The organism is Paraburkholderia sp. MPAMCS5, from assembly GCF_036016995.1.
In the GTDB taxonomy this organism is placed as follows: Bacteria; Pseudomonadota; Gammaproteobacteria; order Burkholderiales; family Burkholderiaceae; genus Paraburkholderia.
In genome coordinates this window covers 259,618-277,167 of sequence record NZ_JAYXBK010000002.1, presented here as the reverse complement: position 1 = coordinate 277,167, position 17,550 = coordinate 259,618, and the positions used below count along the sequence as shown (strand labels likewise).

At 62.9% G+C, this 17,550-nt stretch carries 17 protein-coding genes and 1 pseudogene; 9 read left to right on the top strand and 9 right to left on the bottom strand.

Features of this window, described 5'->3' with window-relative positions:
* Positions 1–37 precede the first annotated feature (37 nt).
* Positions 38–586 (bottom strand): peptide-methionine (S)-S-oxide reductase MsrA, encoded by a 549-nt coding sequence (msrA, locus tag VOM14_RS05285; RefSeq protein ID WP_327627690.1) that lies wholly within the window; start codon positions 584–586, stop codon positions 38–40.
* A gap of 265 nt (positions 587–851) precedes the next feature.
* On the opposite strand from msrA, the gene VOM14_RS05280 reads away from it, so the two are divergent.
* Positions 852–1,361 carry a flavin reductase family protein gene (locus VOM14_RS05280; protein WP_327627689.1) on the top strand — a complete coding sequence of 170 codons (510 nt, stop codon included), beginning with the start codon at positions 852–854 and terminating at the stop codon, positions 1,359–1,361.
* A 114-nt stretch (positions 1,362–1,475) separates the two neighbouring features.
* Here the strand turns inward: VOM14_RS05280 and VOM14_RS05275 are convergent, their stop codons facing one another.
* Positions 1,476–1,991 (bottom strand): Lrp/AsnC family transcriptional regulator, encoded by a 516-nt coding sequence (locus tag VOM14_RS05275; RefSeq protein ID WP_327627688.1) that lies wholly within the window; start codon positions 1,989–1,991, stop codon positions 1,476–1,478.
* A 129-nt stretch (positions 1,992–2,120) separates the two neighbouring features.
* Between VOM14_RS05275 and kynB the strand changes: the two genes are divergently transcribed.
* From kynB to VOM14_RS05255, 4 genes and pseudogenes are all read left to right on the top strand, one after another.
* The gene (gene kynB, locus VOM14_RS05270; RefSeq protein WP_327627687.1) at positions 2,121–2,798 is read left to right on the top strand and encodes an arylformamidase; all 678 of its coding nucleotides are present in this window, start codon (positions 2,121–2,123) and stop codon (positions 2,796–2,798) included.
* Positions 2,795–4,045: a kynureninase gene (gene kynU / locus VOM14_RS05265; RefSeq protein ID WP_327627686.1), complete on the top strand. Its 1,251-nt coding sequence runs from the start codon at positions 2,795–2,797 to the stop codon at positions 4,043–4,045. Before kynB ends, kynU begins: the two co-directional genes overlap by 4 nt.
* A 10-nt stretch (positions 4,046–4,055) precedes the next feature.
* Positions 4,056–5,018: a tryptophan 2,3-dioxygenase gene (gene kynA / locus VOM14_RS05260; RefSeq protein WP_327627685.1), complete on the top strand. Its 963-nt coding sequence runs from the start codon at positions 4,056–4,058 to the stop codon at positions 5,016–5,018.
* Positions 5,019–5,500: 482 nt separating this feature from the next.
* Positions 5,501–5,917 (top strand): annotated as a pseudogene (locus VOM14_RS05255) (type VI secretion system baseplate subunit TssF); the annotation flags it as partial.
* 63 nt (positions 5,918–5,980) lie between these two features.
* Here the strand turns inward: VOM14_RS05255 and VOM14_RS05250 are convergent.
* Positions 5,981–6,184 carry a hypothetical protein gene (locus VOM14_RS05250; RefSeq protein ID WP_327628130.1) on the bottom strand — a complete coding sequence of 68 codons (204 nt, stop codon included), beginning with the start codon at positions 6,182–6,184 and terminating at the stop codon, positions 5,981–5,983.
* Positions 6,185–6,521: 337 nt separating this feature from the next.
* On the opposite strand from VOM14_RS05250, the gene dalD reads away from it, so the two are divergent.
* The 3 genes from dalD (at position 6,522) to VOM14_RS05235 (ending at position 10,602) form a co-directional block, all read left to right on the top strand.
* On the top strand, positions 6,522–7,934 hold the full coding sequence (gene dalD, locus VOM14_RS05245) for a D-arabinitol 4-dehydrogenase (RefSeq protein WP_327627684.1): 1,413 nt from the start codon (positions 6,522–6,524) through the stop codon (positions 7,932–7,934).
* Positions 7,935–8,070: 136 nt separating this feature from the next.
* Positions 8,071–9,552: a xylulokinase gene (gene xylB, locus VOM14_RS05240; protein WP_327627683.1), complete on the top strand. Its 1,482-nt coding sequence runs from the start codon at positions 8,071–8,073 to the stop codon at positions 9,550–9,552.
* A gap of 102 nt (positions 9,553–9,654) precedes the next feature.
* Positions 9,655–10,602 (top strand): sugar-binding transcriptional regulator, encoded by a 948-nt coding sequence (locus VOM14_RS05235; RefSeq protein WP_327627682.1) that lies wholly within the window; start codon positions 9,655–9,657, stop codon positions 10,600–10,602.
* Between the two features lie 90 nt (positions 10,603–10,692).
* Here the strand turns inward: VOM14_RS05235 and VOM14_RS05230 are convergent, their stop codons facing one another.
* The 6 genes from VOM14_RS05230 to VOM14_RS05205 form a co-directional block, all read right to left on the bottom strand.
* Entirely contained in the window at positions 10,693–11,799 is a 1,107-nt protein-coding gene (locus VOM14_RS05230) for an ABC transporter ATP-binding protein (RefSeq protein WP_327627681.1), read from the bottom strand.
* Positions 11,800–11,869: 70 nt separating this feature from the next.
* Entirely contained in the window at positions 11,870–12,571 is a 702-nt protein-coding gene (locus VOM14_RS05225) for an HAD family hydrolase (RefSeq protein ID WP_327627680.1), read from the bottom strand.
* Complete coding sequence (locus VOM14_RS05220; protein WP_327627679.1) at positions 12,568–13,443, bottom strand: carbohydrate ABC transporter permease; 876 nt, start codon at positions 13,441–13,443, stop codon at positions 12,568–12,570. The genes VOM14_RS05225 and VOM14_RS05220 overlap by 4 nt, the downstream gene beginning before the upstream one ends.
* Entirely contained in the window at positions 13,440–14,375 is a 936-nt protein-coding gene (locus VOM14_RS05215; RefSeq protein ID WP_327627678.1) for a carbohydrate ABC transporter permease, read from the bottom strand. Before VOM14_RS05215 ends, VOM14_RS05220 begins: the two co-directional genes overlap by 4 nt.
* Before the next feature lie 178 nt (positions 14,376–14,553).
* Complete coding sequence (locus VOM14_RS05210; RefSeq protein ID WP_327627677.1) at positions 14,554–15,876, bottom strand: ABC transporter substrate-binding protein; 1,323 nt, start codon at positions 15,874–15,876, stop codon at positions 14,554–14,556.
* Positions 15,877–15,955: 79 nt separating this feature from the next.
* A complete protein-coding gene (locus tag VOM14_RS05205) occupies positions 15,956–16,738 on the bottom strand; it encodes an L-iditol 2-dehydrogenase (RefSeq protein ID WP_327627676.1) in 783 nt (260 codons plus the stop codon).
* Positions 16,739–17,018: 280 nt separating this feature from the next.
* Between VOM14_RS05205 and VOM14_RS05200 the strand changes: the two genes are divergently transcribed.
* Positions 17,019–17,498 carry a Fur family transcriptional regulator gene (locus VOM14_RS05200; protein WP_327627675.1) on the top strand — a complete coding sequence of 160 codons (480 nt, stop codon included), beginning with the start codon at positions 17,019–17,021 and terminating at the stop codon, positions 17,496–17,498.
* The last annotated feature ends 52 nt before the right edge of the window (positions 17,499–17,550 follow it).

Genomic DNA, 17,550 nt, shown 5'->3' with positions numbered 1-17,550 from the left:
AAATCCGGCCGACCGCCCTTCCCGCTAGCCGCCCTTATCAGGTCGCCTTGATCCGGTGAGCAAATTTCTGACGAAATTTTGCGACCTTCGGCGCCACCACGAACGAGCAATAGCCCTGGTTCGGGTGCTGCGCAAAATAGTTCTGATGATAGGCCTCGGCGGGCCAGTAATTGCCGTCGAGCGGCAACACCTGCGTGACGATCTGCGCGTCGTAAATGCGCTCGTCGCCGATCTCGCGGATCGCCTGCAATGCGGTTTCGCGCTGCGCGTCGGAGTGCGTGAAAACCACCGAGCGGTATTGCGTGCCGACGTCGTTGCCCTGCCGGTTCAATTGCGTCGGATCGTGAATCGCGAAGAAAATGTCCAGGATCTCGCGATAGCTGATTTTCGACGGATCGAAGTCGACTTTCACCACTTCAGCATGGCCCGTCACGCCGTCGCACACCTGCTCATAGGTCGGGTGCTGGCGCGTGCCGCCCGCGTAGCCCGACTCCACCGAGTTCACGCCATCGACGCCCAGATAAACCGCTTCGAGGCACCAGAAACATCCGCCACCGAGGGTGGCGACTTCGCCTGTCTGACTCATGCTACTCGCTCCTTCAACTCGTGATCGGCCGATTCCGCTTGCGCATCGCCGCAACGCGCTTGCCACCGGGGGTGGCCTTCCAGCTTAGCGGGTTTTGCATTCACCGGTTTGCGTCGCGGCCAGCGCGCCGCGATTGCAGTTAAAATTGGGACAAATCGACGATTTTCACTATGACTTTCGAATCATCTGAATCATCTGTCTTCCGCCGCGCGCGCAAAAGCCTAAATCCGGCTTCCGGCCGCCTTGCATCAACGGCTTACGCGCAATGAAACACGCCAGCCCACCCAACTTCGATCAGTCCGCCTTCAGACAGGCGCTCAGTCAATTCGCCACCGGCGTCACCGTCATCACGACGCGTGCGGCGTCGGGCCAGCTGATCGGCATCACGGCCAGTTCGTTCAATTCGGTTTCGCTCGATCCGCCGCTCGTGCTGTGGAGTCTCGCAACGCGCTCGGCCTCGATGCCGGTGTTCCGCGCGAACAGTCACTATGTCGTCAATGTGCTGGCCTCGTCGCAACTCGATCTGTGCAAACGCTTTGCGACCGTGAAGGGCGACCGCTTCGAAGGCGTGTCGCATGCCGCGGGCGACAGCGGCATGCCGGTGCTCGACGGCGCGCTCGCCTGGTTCGAGTGTCATAACCGCAGCCGTTACGATGAAGGCGACCACGTGATTTTCGTCGGCGAAGTGGAGCGCTGCGGCGTGCACGACAATGCCGCGGACATTGCGCCGCTCGTGTTTCAGAACGGCCAGTTCCACGGACTCAAGCCAGTATGAGCGCTGCGGATGCCGTAGGCGATGTACGCGCTGCGCATGCCGTAAGCGCTGCTGAACGCGTAGAGGCCGAAAAAGCGCGGCGGCGCTAACGCGGCAGCGGCAGCGGCATCACCGTCAGCGCTCGTTGTGCGGCGCCCCGTGCCCGCCGGTTTTAGTGACGAGCGAAACCGGCACGCCCGAATCTTCCTTCAACGTCTGCAGCACGATATTCGAACGAATATCCATCACGCCCGGCGCCTTGTAGAGACGCTCCAGCACGAAATCCGAATAGTGCTTGAGGTTGTGCGCGAGAACTCGCAGCAAATAGTGCGTTTCCCCCGTCACGACAAATGCGCCGACCACTTCCGGCCAGTCCCGCAGCGCCTCGGCGAAGTGCTCGTGCCAGTTCTGCTGGTCGTTGCGCATCGACACCTGCACGAATGCCTCCAGCTCGAAACCCAGCACCTCGCGGTTCAGACACGCGCGGTAGTGCTCGATCACGCCCTGCTCTTCCAGTAGACGCAGCCGGCGCAGGCATGCCGACGGCGAGAGCGAAATGCGCTCTGCGAGATCGAGATTGCTGATTCGTCCTTCTTGCTGAAGCACCGTCAAAATACGGCAATCGGTGGCGTCGAGCGAGATCGCGTTCATATTCGGTCTCCCTTTCCCATTTGACTCAAATTATGTTCCAAGACAGGGCTCAGAAGGAGATTTTTTCGCAACCACATTTCACGACCAGGCACCTATCATTCCCTATAGACATGAAGCGCAGATGGAGACATGCAAACACTTTGGGACATCACCCCGGCCGTGGATTCGGCGACGCCCGTCTGGCCGGGCGACACGCCGGTCGGCATAGAACGCGTCTGGCGCATCGAGGCCGGCTCGCCCGTCAATGTGGCGCGGCTCACGTTGTCGCCGCACACGGGCGCGCACACCGACGCGCCCTTGCACTATGACGTCGAAGGCGCAGCGATCGGCCATGTGCCGCTCGACACCTACCTCGGGCGATGCCGCGTGATGCATTGCATCGGCGCCGCGCCTGTTGTCACGCCACAACACCTGACCGGTTCGCTCGACGACCTGCCGGCGCGAGTCTTACTGCGCACTTACAAAAGCGCGCCCACCACGGCGTGGGACGGCGCGTTCTGCGCCGTCGCGCCGGAAACCATCGACCTGCTCGCGGCGAAAGGCGTGAAGCTGATCGGCATCGACACGCCGTCGCTCGACCCGCAGGAATCGAAGACGATGGACGCGCACCATCGCATCCGCGCGCACGGCATGGCGATTCTCGAAGGCATCGTGCTCGACGACGTCGCGCCCGGCGACTACGAACTGATCGCGCTGCCGCTGAAGCTGACCACGCTCGACGCGAGCCCCGTGCGCGCGGTTCTGCGCGCGCTGCCCGACACCACCGATTTCCCATCCGCATCACGCGACCGAACGAGACTCTCATGAACCACCGCGAAGAAGCATTGGCGCTCGACAGCGCCGACCCGCTCGCCACGCTGCGCGACCAGTTCGCGCTGTCGCCGACCACCATCTACCTCGACGGCAATTCGCTCGGCGTGCCGCCGGCCGCCGCCGCGCAACGCGCGCAGACCGTGATCGCCGCCGAATGGGGCGAAGGCCTGATCCGCAGCTGGAACGCGGCCGGCTGGTTCGCGCTGCCGCGCCGGCTCGGCAACAAGCTCGCGCCGCTGATCGGCGCGGCCGAAAACGAAGTGGTCGTGACCGACACGATTTCCATCAATCTCTTCAAGCTGCTGTCCGCCGCGCTGCGGCTCGCGCATGCCCGCGACCCGAAGCGTCGCGTGATTGTTTCGGAGCGGTCGAACTTTCCGTCGGATCTGTACATCGCGCAGGGTTTGATCGAGCAACTCGATCGCGGCTATGAACTGCGTCTCGTCGACGATCCGTCGGAGCTGCCCGAGGCTATCGGCGACGACACGGCCATCGCGATGATCACGCATGTGAACTACCGCACCGGCTATATGCACGACATGGCCGCGCTGACGAAGCTGATCCACGACAAGGGCGCGCTCGCGCTGTGGGACCTCGCGCATTCGGCGGGCGCGGTGCCGGTCGATCTGAACGGCGTCGGCGCGGATTACGCGGTCGGCTGCACGTACAAGTATCTGAACGGCGGCCCGGGTTCGCCCGCGTTCGTGTGGGTGCCCAAGCGTCATCAGAACGAGTTTGCGCAGCCGCTGTCCGGCTGGTGGGGACATGCCGCGCCGTTCGAGATGAACCCGACGTATCGGCCCGACGAAGGCGTCGGCCGCTACCTGTGCGGCACGCAGCCGATGGTGTCGATGGCGCTCGTCGAATGCGGTCTCGACGTGTTCCTCCAAACCGACATGCAGGCGATCCGCCGCAAGTCGCTCGCGCTCACGGATCTCTTTATCGAGCTTGTCGAGACGCGTTGCAGCGAATTCCCGTTGAAGCTCGTCACGCCGCGCGCGCATTCGCAGCGCGGCTCGCATGCGAGCTTCGAGCATCCGCACGGCTATGAGGTGATGCAGGCGCTGATTGCGCGCGGCGTGATCGGCGATTATCGCGAGCCGCATGTGTTGCGCTTCGGCTTTACGCCGCTATACACGCGCTTCGTCGATGTATGGGATGCCGTCGAAACATTGCGCGACGTGCTCGCGCGCGAAACCTGGCGCGCGCCGGAATTCGCCGCGCGCGGCGCAGTGACCTGAGGAGCACGCCATGAACGATCACATGCAAACGCCGGGCTTGCCGGAAGAGCAGCCCGCGCAAGGCTGCCCGTTCGGGCACGGACAGGCGGCGCCGAGTGGTGCTTCGAGTGGCCACGCCGCGCTTGGCGAGGCTTCGGCTGCGACGGCTGCCGGCGAGGGCTGGCACGACGCGCAACTCGACTTCTCCAGGTCGATGAGCTACGGCGATTATCTGTCGCTCGGCACGGTGCTGGAGGCGCAGCATCCTTTGTCGCCGGATCACAATGAGATGCTGTTCATCATTCAGCATCAGACGAGCGAATTGTGGATGAAGCTCGCGCTCTACGAGTTGCGTGCCGCGTTGAAAGCGGTGCATCGCGACGAGTTGCCGCCGGCGTTCAAAATGCTCGCGCGCGTCTCGCGAATCATGGAGCAACTGGTGCAAGCCTGGAGCGTGCTCGCGACCATGACGCCGTCCGAATACACGGCGATGCGCCCTTATTTGGGCAGCTCTTCGGGGTTCCAGTCTTATCAGTATCGGCAGATCGAATTCTTGCTTGGCAACAAGAACGAGCAGATGTTGAAGCCGCATGCGCATCGGGCCGATGTGTTTGCCGAGGTCAAGGCTGCGCTGGAGTCGCCCTCTTTCTATGACGAAGTGGTGAAGCTGCTGGCACGTCGCGGGTTTGCGATTTCGCCTTCCAGGTTGGAGCGGGACTGGACGCAGCCCACGGTTCACGATGCTTCCGTCGAAGCGGCCTGGCTGGAGGTTTATCGCAATCCTTCGCAGCATTGGGAGCTGTATGAGATGGCCGAAGAGCTGGTCGATCTGGAGGATGCCTTCCGGCAATGGCGGTTCAGGCATGTGACCACGGTTGAGAGGATTATCGGGTTCAAGCAGGGAACGGGTGGGACCAGTGGAGCGCCTTATCTCAGGAAGATGCTGGATGTGGTTTTGTTTCCTGAGCTTTGGCATGTTAGGACTGTGTTGTAGCGGTTCTTTTTGCCTGTGGCGGGTTGGTTTTTTTGGGGGGCTTTTCTTGTTGTGTTAGTGGTCTATTGGTGTTGCCCCTGTGCGGGGCGGCACTCACTTTCTTTGCGGCCGCAAAGAAAGTAAGCAAAGAAAGCGGCTCACACCGCTAGCTCTTAGGCGGGACCCTTGGCTTGGAGTGGGCAGTGGCTCATCTGGAATCCGTGTCTTCGCACACTCCGCACCTGTGACAAGGCAGTCATTCTTCCGCCGGCGCTGCGCGCGCCGTGTGGTCGTTCTTTACATTCCTCTGCTGAGTTTTCCTTGGGTGTCGCCGCGCGACTCTTCTGCAGCCAGGCTGCAACGCGCCTCGCGTAGTTTCCTATTGTTTTTTCTGAAATTTCCTCGCAGACAGTGGTGTGCGCTTTCTGCAATAATATTTTTTGCATACCTAATTAAATCAAAACCTGAGAGGTAAGGAAGTCGCCCTATGCACGGAATAGCGAATGGACCCGCGCCTGCTTGAACACTACAGCCGGGAACTGCTCTACCTGCGCGAACTCGCAGCCGAATTTGCGCAAGCGCATCCAAAGGTCGCACGGCGCCTAGGCATGCAAGCGGGCGACATTGCCGACCCGTACGTCGAGCGCCTGATCGAGTCGTTCTGTTTCATGGCCGCGCGTATGCAATTGCGCATCGACGACGCATTTCCGATGCTGTCGCAAGCACTGCTCGAAACGGTCTACCCGAACTACGTTCGGCCCACGCCCTCAATCACGGTTGCCCGTGTCTACCCCGGCCATAAAAGTGGACACCTCGGCACGGGCTTCCTGATACCGCGCGGTACCGCGTTTCACTCTCGCACGCCCGCTGGCGAAGCCACGCTCTGCGAATGGCGCAGCAGCCAGGCGGTGCACGTCTATGTGCCGCGCGGCTTCATGATCGGATAGCAATACGGTCCAGGATGCGCGCCACGCACGTCCAGTTCATTGCGATCGCCGATCACCGACCAGTCCAGCGTCGCGGCGTGCGGCCGCGATCCCGAAATCGGATTGCACAATCCGCCTCCATGCTCCATCAAGCCACTCCCGCAGAATCCCGCTGCCCTTCGGGTTGTAGAGCGAAAAATAGCCTTCAAACGCGCGAGCCACCACTAAAAATGAAAACCTCCGACCGATACTTTTTTGCATTCGGATAAGTCCCGAGCCGCGCGACGTCACGAATGATGCAATGCAAAACAGGCGACGAAGCGCGTCCCGCGGGCTCGCATCGCGCAATTCGTCTCGCGCCATGCCTCAGCCGCGCCGCGCCGCGCCACGAAAACCCTGCGCCGTTGCCTTGACTTTCGATTCGGCGGGTACGATCATTCGCTCACATACAGAGCAAATGCTCTATAGCGAATCGCTCACGGTAACGCGCGGGATTCACGCGCGCGACAAGCCGCGCGGGCCCGGACAGCAAAACATCAATTGCAAGAGACCGGCGTAGGCGCCGAAGCGCCGAGACTGGCCGACATTGGAGACGCATATGAGCAGCGGGCAAGGCAGCGGCGCGGCCGCACACGTGATCCTGCACATCGGCGCGGGATCGTTTCATCGCGCGCATCAGGCGTGGTATCTCCACAAGCTGAACGAAGCGAAGCTGCCGGGAGAGCCGCATTGGTCGCTCACTGTCGGCAATATTCGCAGCGACATGAACGCGGTGCTCGAAGCGCTCGCCGCGCAAGACGGCGTCTACACGCTTGAGACTGTCACGCCGCAAGGCGCGCGCGCATACGAGACGATCCGCTCGATCGAGCGCGTGGTGCCGTGGACCGAAAGCCTCGACGCGCTGATCGAAGCGGGCGCCGATCCCGCTTGCAAGATCATTTCGTTCACGGTCACCGAAGGCGGCTATTACCTCGACGAACACGACCAGCTCGACACGGCCAATCCCGATCTCACGGCCGACCTCGAAGGCGGACACACGACCATCTACGGCGCGCTCGCGGCAATTCTCGACGCGCGCATGAAAAACGGCGCAGGCCCCGTCACGCTGCAAACCTGCGACAACCTGCGCCGCAACGGCGAGCGCTTTCATGCAGGCATGAGCGCGTTTCTCGAACTGCGCGGCGCGGACGATCTCGCGCAATGGTTCGACGACAACACCGCGTGTCCGAGTTCGATGGTGGACCGCATCACGCCGCGCCCGACGCCGGACGTGCGCGAGCGCGTCAAGGCCGCGACCGGCGTGGACGACGCCTGCCCGGTGATGGGCGAAGCGTTTATCCAATGGGTGATCGAGGAGCGCTTCATTGCGGGCCGTCCCGCGTGGGAAAAAGCCGGCGCGGAGCTGGTGGACTCCGTATTGCCTTATGAGGAAGCGAAGATCCGCATCCTCAACGCGACGCATAGCTGCATTGCGTGGGCAGGAACGTTGGTGGGGCTGAACTACATTCACGAAGGCACGCACGACGCGGACATCCGCCAGTTCGCATTCGACTACGTGACCGAAGATGTGATTCCCTGTCTGTCGCCGAGTCCGCTCGATCTCGAACGCTATCGCGACGTCGTGCTCGAACGCTTCGGCAATCCTTATATCCAGGACACGAACCAGCGCGTCGCGGCCGACGGCTTTTCGAAGCTGCCCGGCTTCATCGCGCCCACGCTCGCCGAGTGTTTCGAGCGCGGCGTCACGCCCGCGGCCACCGCGATGCTGCCCGCGTTGTTCTTCCGCTTTCTCGAACGCTGGCAGGCGGGCACGCTGCCCTACACGTATCAGGACGGCGTGATGGACGAGCGCGTCGCGCGCGGTTTCTTCGCCGCGCCCGATCCATTGCAGGCGTTCGCGGCAGACCGGCTGCTGTGGGGCAGCATAGGGCAGACGCCGGAACTCCAATCCGCGTTGGCGGGCGCGCTCGCGCGCGTCGACGCGTGGCTCGCCCAACGCGGGCAGGCCTAGACAACACCGCACATTCACGGCCGCTTCATTTGAGCGTCGTGCCCGATTCCCACGCGCTGCCAGGCTTAATGCGCATGGCAGCGCGCGGCACGTGCGGCTAAAGTAGCGCATCTCTAACGACGAAGGTTTCGCGCCCATGTATCTCGGCATCGACCTCGGCACGTCCGAAGTGAAAGTCCTGCTGCTCGACTCCACCGGACGTGTGATCGGCACAGCGGGCTCGCCTTTTACCGTTTCGCGTCCGCATCAGCGCTGGGCCGAACAGAATCCCGCAGACTGGTGGACCGGCACGCGAAGCGCGCTCGCCGCGTTGCGCGCGAAAAATCCGGACGAATTCGCGCGGATTCGCGGCATCGGCCTCTCGGGACAGATGCACGGCGCCGTGCTGCTCGACGCCGAAGACCGCGTGTTGCGCCCCGCGATTCTGTGGAACGACATGCGCAGCGACAAGGAATGCGCCGAACTCACGGAGCGCGCGCCGGACTTGCACAGCGTCGCCGGCAATCTCGCGATGCCAGGTTTCACCGCGCCGAAGCTGCTCTGGGTCGCGCGTCACGAGCCCGACATCTTTGCGCGAACCGCATGCGTGCTGCTGCCGAAAGATTATTTGCGTCTGCAACTGACTGGCGGCAAGGTGTCCGATCCATCGGATGCGGCCGGCACGTTGTGGCTCGATGTCGCCAAACGCGACTGGTCCGATTCGCTGCTCGCGGCCTGCAACATGACGCGCGCGCAGATGCCGGGCCTCGCCGAAGGCAGCGCGCCTTCCGGCACGTTGCTGCCCGAAGTCGCGCGTGAATTCGGCTTGAGCGACGGCGTGATCGTCGCGGCCGGCGGCGGCGACAACGCGACGAGCGCGATCGGCATCGGCGCGACGCAACCCGGCGACGGCTTCGTGTCGCTCGGCACGTCGGGCGTGTTGTGCGTGGTCGGCGACAGCTTCAGGCCCAATCCCGCTTCGGCCGTGCACGCGTTTTGCCACGCGATTCCTGACCGCTGGCATCAGATGAGCGTGGTGCTCTCGGCGGCAAGCTGCTTGCGCTGGGTCTGCAAGCTCACCTCGACCGACGAACCCACGCTGCTCGCCGAAATCGAAGCACTTCCCGCCGACGCGCTCAACACCGCGCCGCTCTTTTTGCCTTACCTGTCCGGCGAACGCACGCCGCACAACGACCCTTATGCACAAGGCGTTTTCTTCGGCATGAATCACGCAACAGATCGCGCGCTGCTCGGCTACGCGGTGCTCGAAGGCGTGACGCTTGCGCTGACCGACGGCCTCGATGCACTGCGCGCGGCCGGCACCGAGGCGAAGGCGCTGTCGCTGCTCGGCGGCGGCGCACGCAGCGATTACTGGGCGCAGTTGCTCGCCGACGCGCTCGACACCGCCACGCGCAAGCACGGCGGCGGCGAGACCGGCGCGGCGCTCGGCGCGGCGCGCCTCGGCTGGCTCGCGGCGGGCGGCGATCCGGCCACCGTGCTGAGCAAACCGCCGATTGAAAAGGAGTTCACGCCGAACCCGCGCCGCCATGCCGAATTGCGCGCGCGGCTCGACGCGTATCGCGCGCTGTTCCGCCACGTGCGGCCGCTCTTCGACCCGGCGCGCGAGCGGCTCGCCTGAAATCGCACAGCGCGCGCAAGGCACAGCCCCAACCCGCAGCCGGCCGCGTCGAAACGCGCAGACCGGCTGCTATCATCGGCGCACTTCAAGCGAATTGTCACCGTGCCCAGATCCACAGAAAAACTAGACCTTGCTACTCGCGCCGCGTGGCTCTACTACGTCGCGGGGAATACGCAGAATGAAATTGCCGAGAAGCTTCAGGTGTCGCGCCCGGTCGCGCAACGGCTCGTCGCTTTCGCGGTGGAAAAGAATCTGATTCGCGTGCGCGTCGATCATCAACTGGCCGACTGCCTGTCGCTCGCCGATCAACTGTCGAAACGCTACGGCCTTGCGATGTGCGAAGTGGTGCCGATCGACAGCGACACACCCGAGGAAGTCGACCGCAAACTCGCGGTGGCCGGCGCCCAGGTGATGGAGCGTTATCTCGCGGAAGAAAAGCCCATGGTGGTCGCCGTGAGCAGCGGCCGAACCTTGAAGGCCGCCGTCGATCAGGTCGCGCAACTGGACCGTCCGCAGCATCGGTTGGTATCCATGGTCGGAGCGATCGCTCAGGACGGCTCCTCGAACCGCTACGACGTCGCGCTGCACATTTCTGAAAAGACCGGCGGCAAGCATTTTCTGCTGCCCGCGCCGTTGATCGCCGATAGCGAAGCCGAGCGCGCGCAATGGTGCAATCACCGGCTCTACCGGATCGTCGAATCGCTGTCGGCGCAAGCGGATGTGGCGTTCGTCGGCATCGGCAATATCGGGCCGAAATGCCCGCTGCACGAAGACGGCTTCATCACGTCGGCGGAAGTGAAGGAGTTGATGCAGAACGGCGCGGTGGCCGAAATGCTCGGACTGCCGATCGACGCAGCCGGCGCGCGCGTCGAGTCGCCCACCGGCCGGCGCGTGACCAGTATCGCAATCGACTCGCCGCCGCATCGCCCGACCATCGGTTTCGCGGGTGGCCAGCGCAAACGCGACGCATTGATTGCCGTGCTCAAGGGCGGGTGGCTATCGGGGCTCGTCACCGACGAACTCTGCGCACGCGCGGCGCTGGAGGTGTGAAAAAGGCGTGGGCTGCGCTCGCATCCCGGGCCGCCCGCTTTGCATGAATGGAAAGATCGGCGGGAAGGCAACGTGCCTTCCCGCAATCGTTCAGGCCGCCAGCACTTCGACGATCTTGCGCTGGAACGCCTTGCCATCGCTATCGAACAAATGACAGTGATCGGGCGTCGCGCCGAGCTTTTGCATGTCGCCCTTCGCGTGCCGTTCGAGCGGCGGAATGCGCGCGATCAAACCGTCCGGCGCCACGCTCGACTCCGCGTAGAGATACGCCGCGTCGCCTAGCGATTCGACGGCCATCGTGCGGGCCGACACGCCGTCTTCGATGCCGACATGCAGATGCTCGGGGCGAATGCCGACCGTCACCTTGTCGCCCTGCTTGACCGAACCCGGTTCCACCGCGGCGCGCTGCGTCTCGCCGGTTTCGTAGCGCACCGTCACGCCGTCGTGCGCGACGGACTGCACGACGCCTTCCATGAAATTCATTTTCGGCGACCCGATGAAGCCCGCCACGAAGCGGTTGGCGGGCGCGTGATACAGCATCGTCGGACTGCCGACCTGTTCCAGATTGCCCGCCGACAACACGACGATCTTGTCGGCGAGCGTCATCGCTTCGACCTGATCGTGCGTCACGTAGATCATCGTGGTCTTCAGTTCGTCGTGCAGACGCGCGAATTCCAGGCGCATTTTCACGCGCAACGCGGCGTCGAGATTCGACAGAGGTTCGTCGAACAGAAACACCTTTGGCTTACGCGTGATCGCGCGGCCGATCGCGACGCGCTGCCGCTGGCCGCCGGATAGCTGCTTGGGTTTGCGGTCGAGCAGATGATCGATATGCAGGATCTTCGCGGCGTTGCGCACGGCCGCGTCGATCTCCGGCTTCTTCGTGCCGGCGAGCTTGAGGCCGAACGCCATGTTGTCGTACAGCGTCATGTGCGGATAAAGCGCGTACGACTGGAACACCATCGCAATGCCGCGCTTGGCGGGCGGCACCTCGTTCATGCGTGTGCCGTCGATGGTGAGGTCGCCGCTGCTGATGTCCTCCAGACCGGCGATCATCCGCATCAATGTCGATTTGCCGCAGCCGCTTGGCCCCACGAACACGACGAACTCGCCGTCCGCAATGTCGAGGTTGATGTCGCGCATCACCTCGGTGTCGTCATAGGCCTTCCGGATGTTGCGCAGAGTTACGCTTGCCATGATGTGTCTCCGTGTAATGCTATGTGTTGCTTGTGCGTTCGCTTGCGTGCTGGTCGTGATGCGTCCGCGCTTACGGCGCCGCGGCTGTCGCGCTCAGCGTCCATTGCGCGACGAGTTCCGGCAACTGCTCCATGTCGTCGAACACATGGCGCGCGCCTGCTGCGTGCAGCTTGTCGATCTGCGCGTCGCTTGCATGACCGCCGCCGATAAAGCCCAGCACCGTCATGCCCGCCGCGCTTGCCGCCGTGACACCGGTCACGCTGTCTTCAACCACGAGGCACGCCGACGGCGCAAGACGCAATCCCCTCGCGGCAGCCAGATAGACATCGGGCGCGGGCTTGGGATTGGGCACGCTATCGGCGGTAAAAAGACGGTCGCCGAAAAACCGCGCGAGTCGCGTACGCGAGAGAACAGTCTCCACGTAAGGCCGGAAGCTGTTGCTCGCGCAACCTTTGACGAGCGGCACCTGCGCCAGCGCCTGCTCGATCCCCTCGACGGGCGGCGCCTGCATCGCCGCGGCTTCCACGGAACGGCGAATCGCGTCGATGTCGTCAAGACCAAGACTCTTGCCGAGTTGCATTGCCGTGCCCTCCAGCACTCTTTCAATGCGCAGGCCGAGTAGCGGCAACACCACCGGCTCGACATCGGCGCCGGGCCAGCGCGCTTCCAGCTCATGCACGAGCATGCGCGCCGCCACCGCTTCGCTGTCGATCAGCACACCGTCGCAATCGCAGATCAGCGCGAAATTCGCCGAACCCATGCCTGGCGTCATTTGACCGCCCCGAACGTGAGGCCGCGCACGAGTTGCTTCTGCGACAACCAGCCGACGATCAGAATCGGCGCCACCGCCAGCAGCGAAGCCGCGGACAGCTTGGCCCAGAAAAGGCCTTCAGGGCTCGAGTACGACGCGATAAACACCGTCAGCGGCGCAGCGTTCGAACTCGACAGGTTGATGCTCCAGAATGCTTCGTTCCACGAAAGAATTACGAGCAGGAGCGCCGTGGAGGCAAGTCCGGGCAACGCCATCGGCATCAGCAGATAGACGATTTCCTGCCATGTCGCCGCGCCGTCGATCCGTCCCGCTTCGAGAATGTCGCGCGGAATTTCAGCGAAATACGTGAACGCCATCCACACCGCAATCGGCAGATTGATCAGCGTGTAGACGATCACGAGACCCGACACCGTATCGAGCAAACCGCTGTTTTTCCACAACAGATAGATCGGCACCAGCACGCCGACCGACGGCATCATCTTGGTGGAGAGCATCCATAGCAGCACTTTTTGTGTGCGGCGTGTCGGGAAGAACGCCATCGCATATGCCGCGGGCACGGCGAGAATCAGGCACAGCACCGTGACGCCGACCGAGATCAGGATCGAATTCCACGCGAACAGAAAGTAATTGCTGCGCGCGAAGACCTCGCGAAAACTGTCGAGCGTTGGCGTGAAAAATAGCGACGACGAGTACGCCTGCTGTTCCGTCTTGAATGCGGTGATCGTCATCCAGAAGATCGGGAAGAACAGCAGCAATGAAACCAGCCACGCGAGCACGCCGGGAATGCCGCGGCGAATGACATCGAACGGAGACTTGGTCGGCACGGTGACGGGCGTCGTGTTCGACGCCGGAGTAGAGGCAACATGGCTCATTTTTCGTACTCCCCTTTGAGGTTCTTCGCGAGCATCCGCACGAGGAAGAACGACACGATGTTGGCCAGCACGACAGCGAGAATGCCGCCCGCCGATGCGAGACCGACGTCGAACTGTTGCAGGCCGAGCGAATAGATCAGGTACGACAGGTTCGTGGTCGCGGTGCCCGGACCGCCGCCGGTCGTCGTGTAGATTTCGGCGAAGATGGACAGCAGAAAAATCGTCTCCATCATCACCACGACGGCAATCGCGCGTTTCAGGTGCGGCAGCGTGATGTAGAAGAACATCGCGAACGGACCTGCACCGTCGATGCGCGCCGCTTCCTTCTGCTCCTGATCGAGCGACTGGATCGCCGTGAACAGAATCAGAAACGCGAACGGCAGCCATTGCCACGCGACGATCATGATGACCGCCGTCAACGGATATTCGGCGAACCAGTCGATCGGCTGCATGCCGAGCGCGCGCATGCCCTGCGCGATCAGGCCGTACACCGGATGCAGGATCATGTTCTTCCAGATCAGCGCGCTGACGGTCGGCATCACGAAGAAAGGCGCAATGGCAAGCAGTCGCGCGACGCCCTGGCCGTAGAACTTCCGATCGAACAGAATGGCCATCAGCACGCCGCCGCCCACCGTGATCACGAGCACCGACACGATCAACTGGAGCGTGTGAAGAATCGACGGGCCAAACGACGGATCGCCGGCAAGGAACTGATAGTTGTCGAAGCCGGCAAAGCCCTTCAGATCCGGGTTCAACAGGTTGTAGCGCGAGAACGAAAACCAGATCGTCATCGCGAGCGGGATCGTCATCCATAACACCAGGACCGCGACCGACGGCGACACGAGCCAGCGCGCGGAATTTGCCTTGCGCGTTTCGCGTTCTTTTTCTGTCTGGGGATGGGCATGCATGAGAGGCAGGCGCAGAGGACGCATGATTGACCACCTGTTCGATAATGCCCGGGCGGCACGAGCCGCGTGAGCCGCGATGTCGCTACAAATACAACTCGACGAGACGGCGTGGGCGCGGCCATGACGGCCCGCTGTGCTGCGTGAGCCGGCTGACGGGCGTCAGCCGGCGCGTGCCACTCGAATGCAGTGGCGTGGTGCTGAATTACTTCTGATACCCGGCCTGCTTCACCGCGCGATCCGCGGTCGCCTGGCCTGCCGCGAGCGCCTGATCGACCGTCATCTGGCCGGCAATCGCGCCGGAGATGCTCTGACCGACCACGGTGCCGAACGACTGGAATTCAGGAATCCCAACGAACTGAACTCCGGTGTACGGAACAGGCTTGAGCGTCGGATGATCCGGATCAGCCGTTTCAATCGCCTTCAGCACGAAGTCGCCGAACGGTGCGGCCTGCTTGTACTCGGGGCGCGCGTAGGTCGATTGGCGCGTTCCCGGCGGCACCGAGGCCCAGCCTTCATCCTTCGCGACAAGTTCGATGTACTGCTTCGACGTGGCCCACGCGATGAACTTCTTCGCCGAGTCGGCCTGCTTCGACGACTTCGGAATGGCCAGCGCCCACGCCCACAGCCAGTGCGAACCCTTCGGCGTGACCGCCACCGGCGCTGCGGCGAAACCGACCTTGTCCGCGATCTGCGACTGCTGCTTGTTGTACAGGATGCCGGCCGCCACCGTGGCGTCGATCCACATCGCGCATTTGCCCGACGACATCAGCGTGAGGTTTTCGTTGAAGCCATTCGAACTCGCTCCCGGAGGGCCGTCTTTCTTCAGCAGATCGACATAGAACGTGATGGCCTTTTTCCATTCCGGCGACGTGAGTTGCGCGTGCCACTTTTCGTCGAACCAGCGGCCGCCGAACGTGTTCACCACGGTCGTGCCATAAGCCATGTTTTCGCCCCAGCCCGCCTTGCCGCGCAAGCAGATGCCGTACACGCCATTGGCTTTGTCGGTGAGCTTGTCGGCAAATTGCGCGATCTGGTCGTAGGTGGGCTGATCGGGCATCTTCAGGCCCTTCGCCGCGAACAGGTCTTTGCGGTAGTACGTCATCGAGCTTTCGACGTAAAACGGCAGCGCGTACAACTGGCCGCCGGCGGAGAGCCCGTCGCGCGCGGTCTTCACGACGTCGTTCAGATCGTAGTCGGCGGGCAGGTTCGTAAGCGGCGTGAGCCAGCCGCGCTTGCCCCATTGCGGCGTTTCGTATGCGCCGATCGTCATCACGTCGAACTGGCCGCTGCCGGTCGTGATGTCGGTCGTGGCGCGCTGACGCAGCACGTTTTCTTCGAGAATCACCCAGTTCAGCTTGATGTCCGGATTCGCCTTTTCGAATTCGGGCGACAGCTTTTTCAGCTCGATCATGTCCGGATTGTTCAGCGTCGCGATCGTCACCGTGGCCGCCGACGCGTTCAGCGCGAAGCATGCAACAGCGCCGGCGCTCGCCGCCTTCAGCGCGTATTTCAGGGCTGGCTTCATGTGTTGTCTCCTTTCTCGTGCGTTTGTGATGCTGCGTTTGTTCTACGAAAATGGCACTGGCTAACGCGGCCTCGGCCGCTCAACTCATCCAGTTGCCGCCGTCGACGTTCAGGGTTTGCGCGGTGATGTAGTCCGCGTCCGACGATGCGAGAAACAGGGCCGCGCCGGTCAGGTCTTCCGGAACGCCCATGCGCCCAAGCGGCACCGCTTCACCGACAAGGCGCTTCTTCTCGCCGAGCGGCCGGTTTTCATAACGGGCGAAGAGCGCGTCGACGTCCTTCCACATGGGTGTATCGACGACGCCCGGCGCGATGCCGTTCACATTGATCTTATGCGGCGCAAGCGCCAATGCCGCGGATTGCGTGTAGCTGAGCACGGCGGCCTTGCTCGCGCAGTAGTGCGAGACGAGCGCTTCGCCGCGCCGCCCGGCTTGCGACGACATATTGATGATCTTGCCGCCGCGGCCCTGCTCGACCATCTGCCGCGCGACGGCTTGCATGAGAAAGAACATGCCCTTCACGTTGACGGCGAAGAGGCGGTCGAACACGTCCCAGGATTCGTCGAGGATCGGGCGCATGTCGAAAAGCGCCGCATTGTTGAACAGAATATCGACGTGGCCGAAACGCTCGAGCGTGCTACTCACGATTCCGTCGATATCCTCGCGGCGCGTCACGTCCGCACTGAGCGTCAGCACGCGCTCGCCGTGCGAGGCGCGCAGCGTGTCGCCGAAACTGTCGGCCGGCTTCACGTCGACCAGCACGCATTGCGCGCCCTCATCCAGATAACGCCGCGCGACGGCTTCACCGATTCCGCTCGCCGCGCCCGTCAAGATAGCCACTTTGTCTTGCAATCGTGCCGCCACTGCATGTCTCCGGTTCGTTTCGCTTTTCGAGTCGCAGTGAGCGAACGCTCATTGCACGATCAATTGCTCTGTTTGTGAACGAATCATCGGACACGCATCGGGTCATGTCAAGGCGCGCAATCAGATTTCGATGGTGCAGCGCGGAAGGCGCCGCCCTGCCTGCTGCGGCGCAATTCCATGTGTCCGCTGACAAAAATTCGAGATACGTTATATCATTGCGACCTCGCCGCATGACCGGTCCTTGCAGCGGGCTTTCATCTTCGACAGGAGATTTGCGCCGATGGCTACATCGATGGCAGAACATCACGCCGTGCGGCTCGCGCACGCCGAAGCGCATGCCGCGTTGCACGGCTTGTCGCTCACGCCGTTGCGCCGGCAGGTGTATGAGGCGATCGTCGCGAGCGAACGCCCTATCGGCGCGTATGAAGTGCTCGACGCACTGCAACCGCAGCGCGGCCGTGTGCCGCCCACCACCGTCTATCGCGCGCTCGACTTTCTGCTCGCGCATGGCTTCGTGCATCGGATCGAGTCGAAGAACGCGTATGTGGCGTGCTGCGAAGTCGGCGTGCCGCATTGCAGCCAGTTTCTGATGTGCGACGGCTGCGGCGCGACCGTCGAAATCCCCGGCGACGCCTTCGCCGGCCAGCTCTCGCACAGCGCGCCGGCACATGGCTTCGAAGTGCATCGCCAGATCGTGGAATTGAGCGGTCTTTGCGCGCTCTGCGCCCGCGCGTCGCGTGCGTCGTGTGCATCGGCCTGATCGCACCCTCTCACGTTTGTGATCCATTCAACCCTCACGCCGCAGGACACAC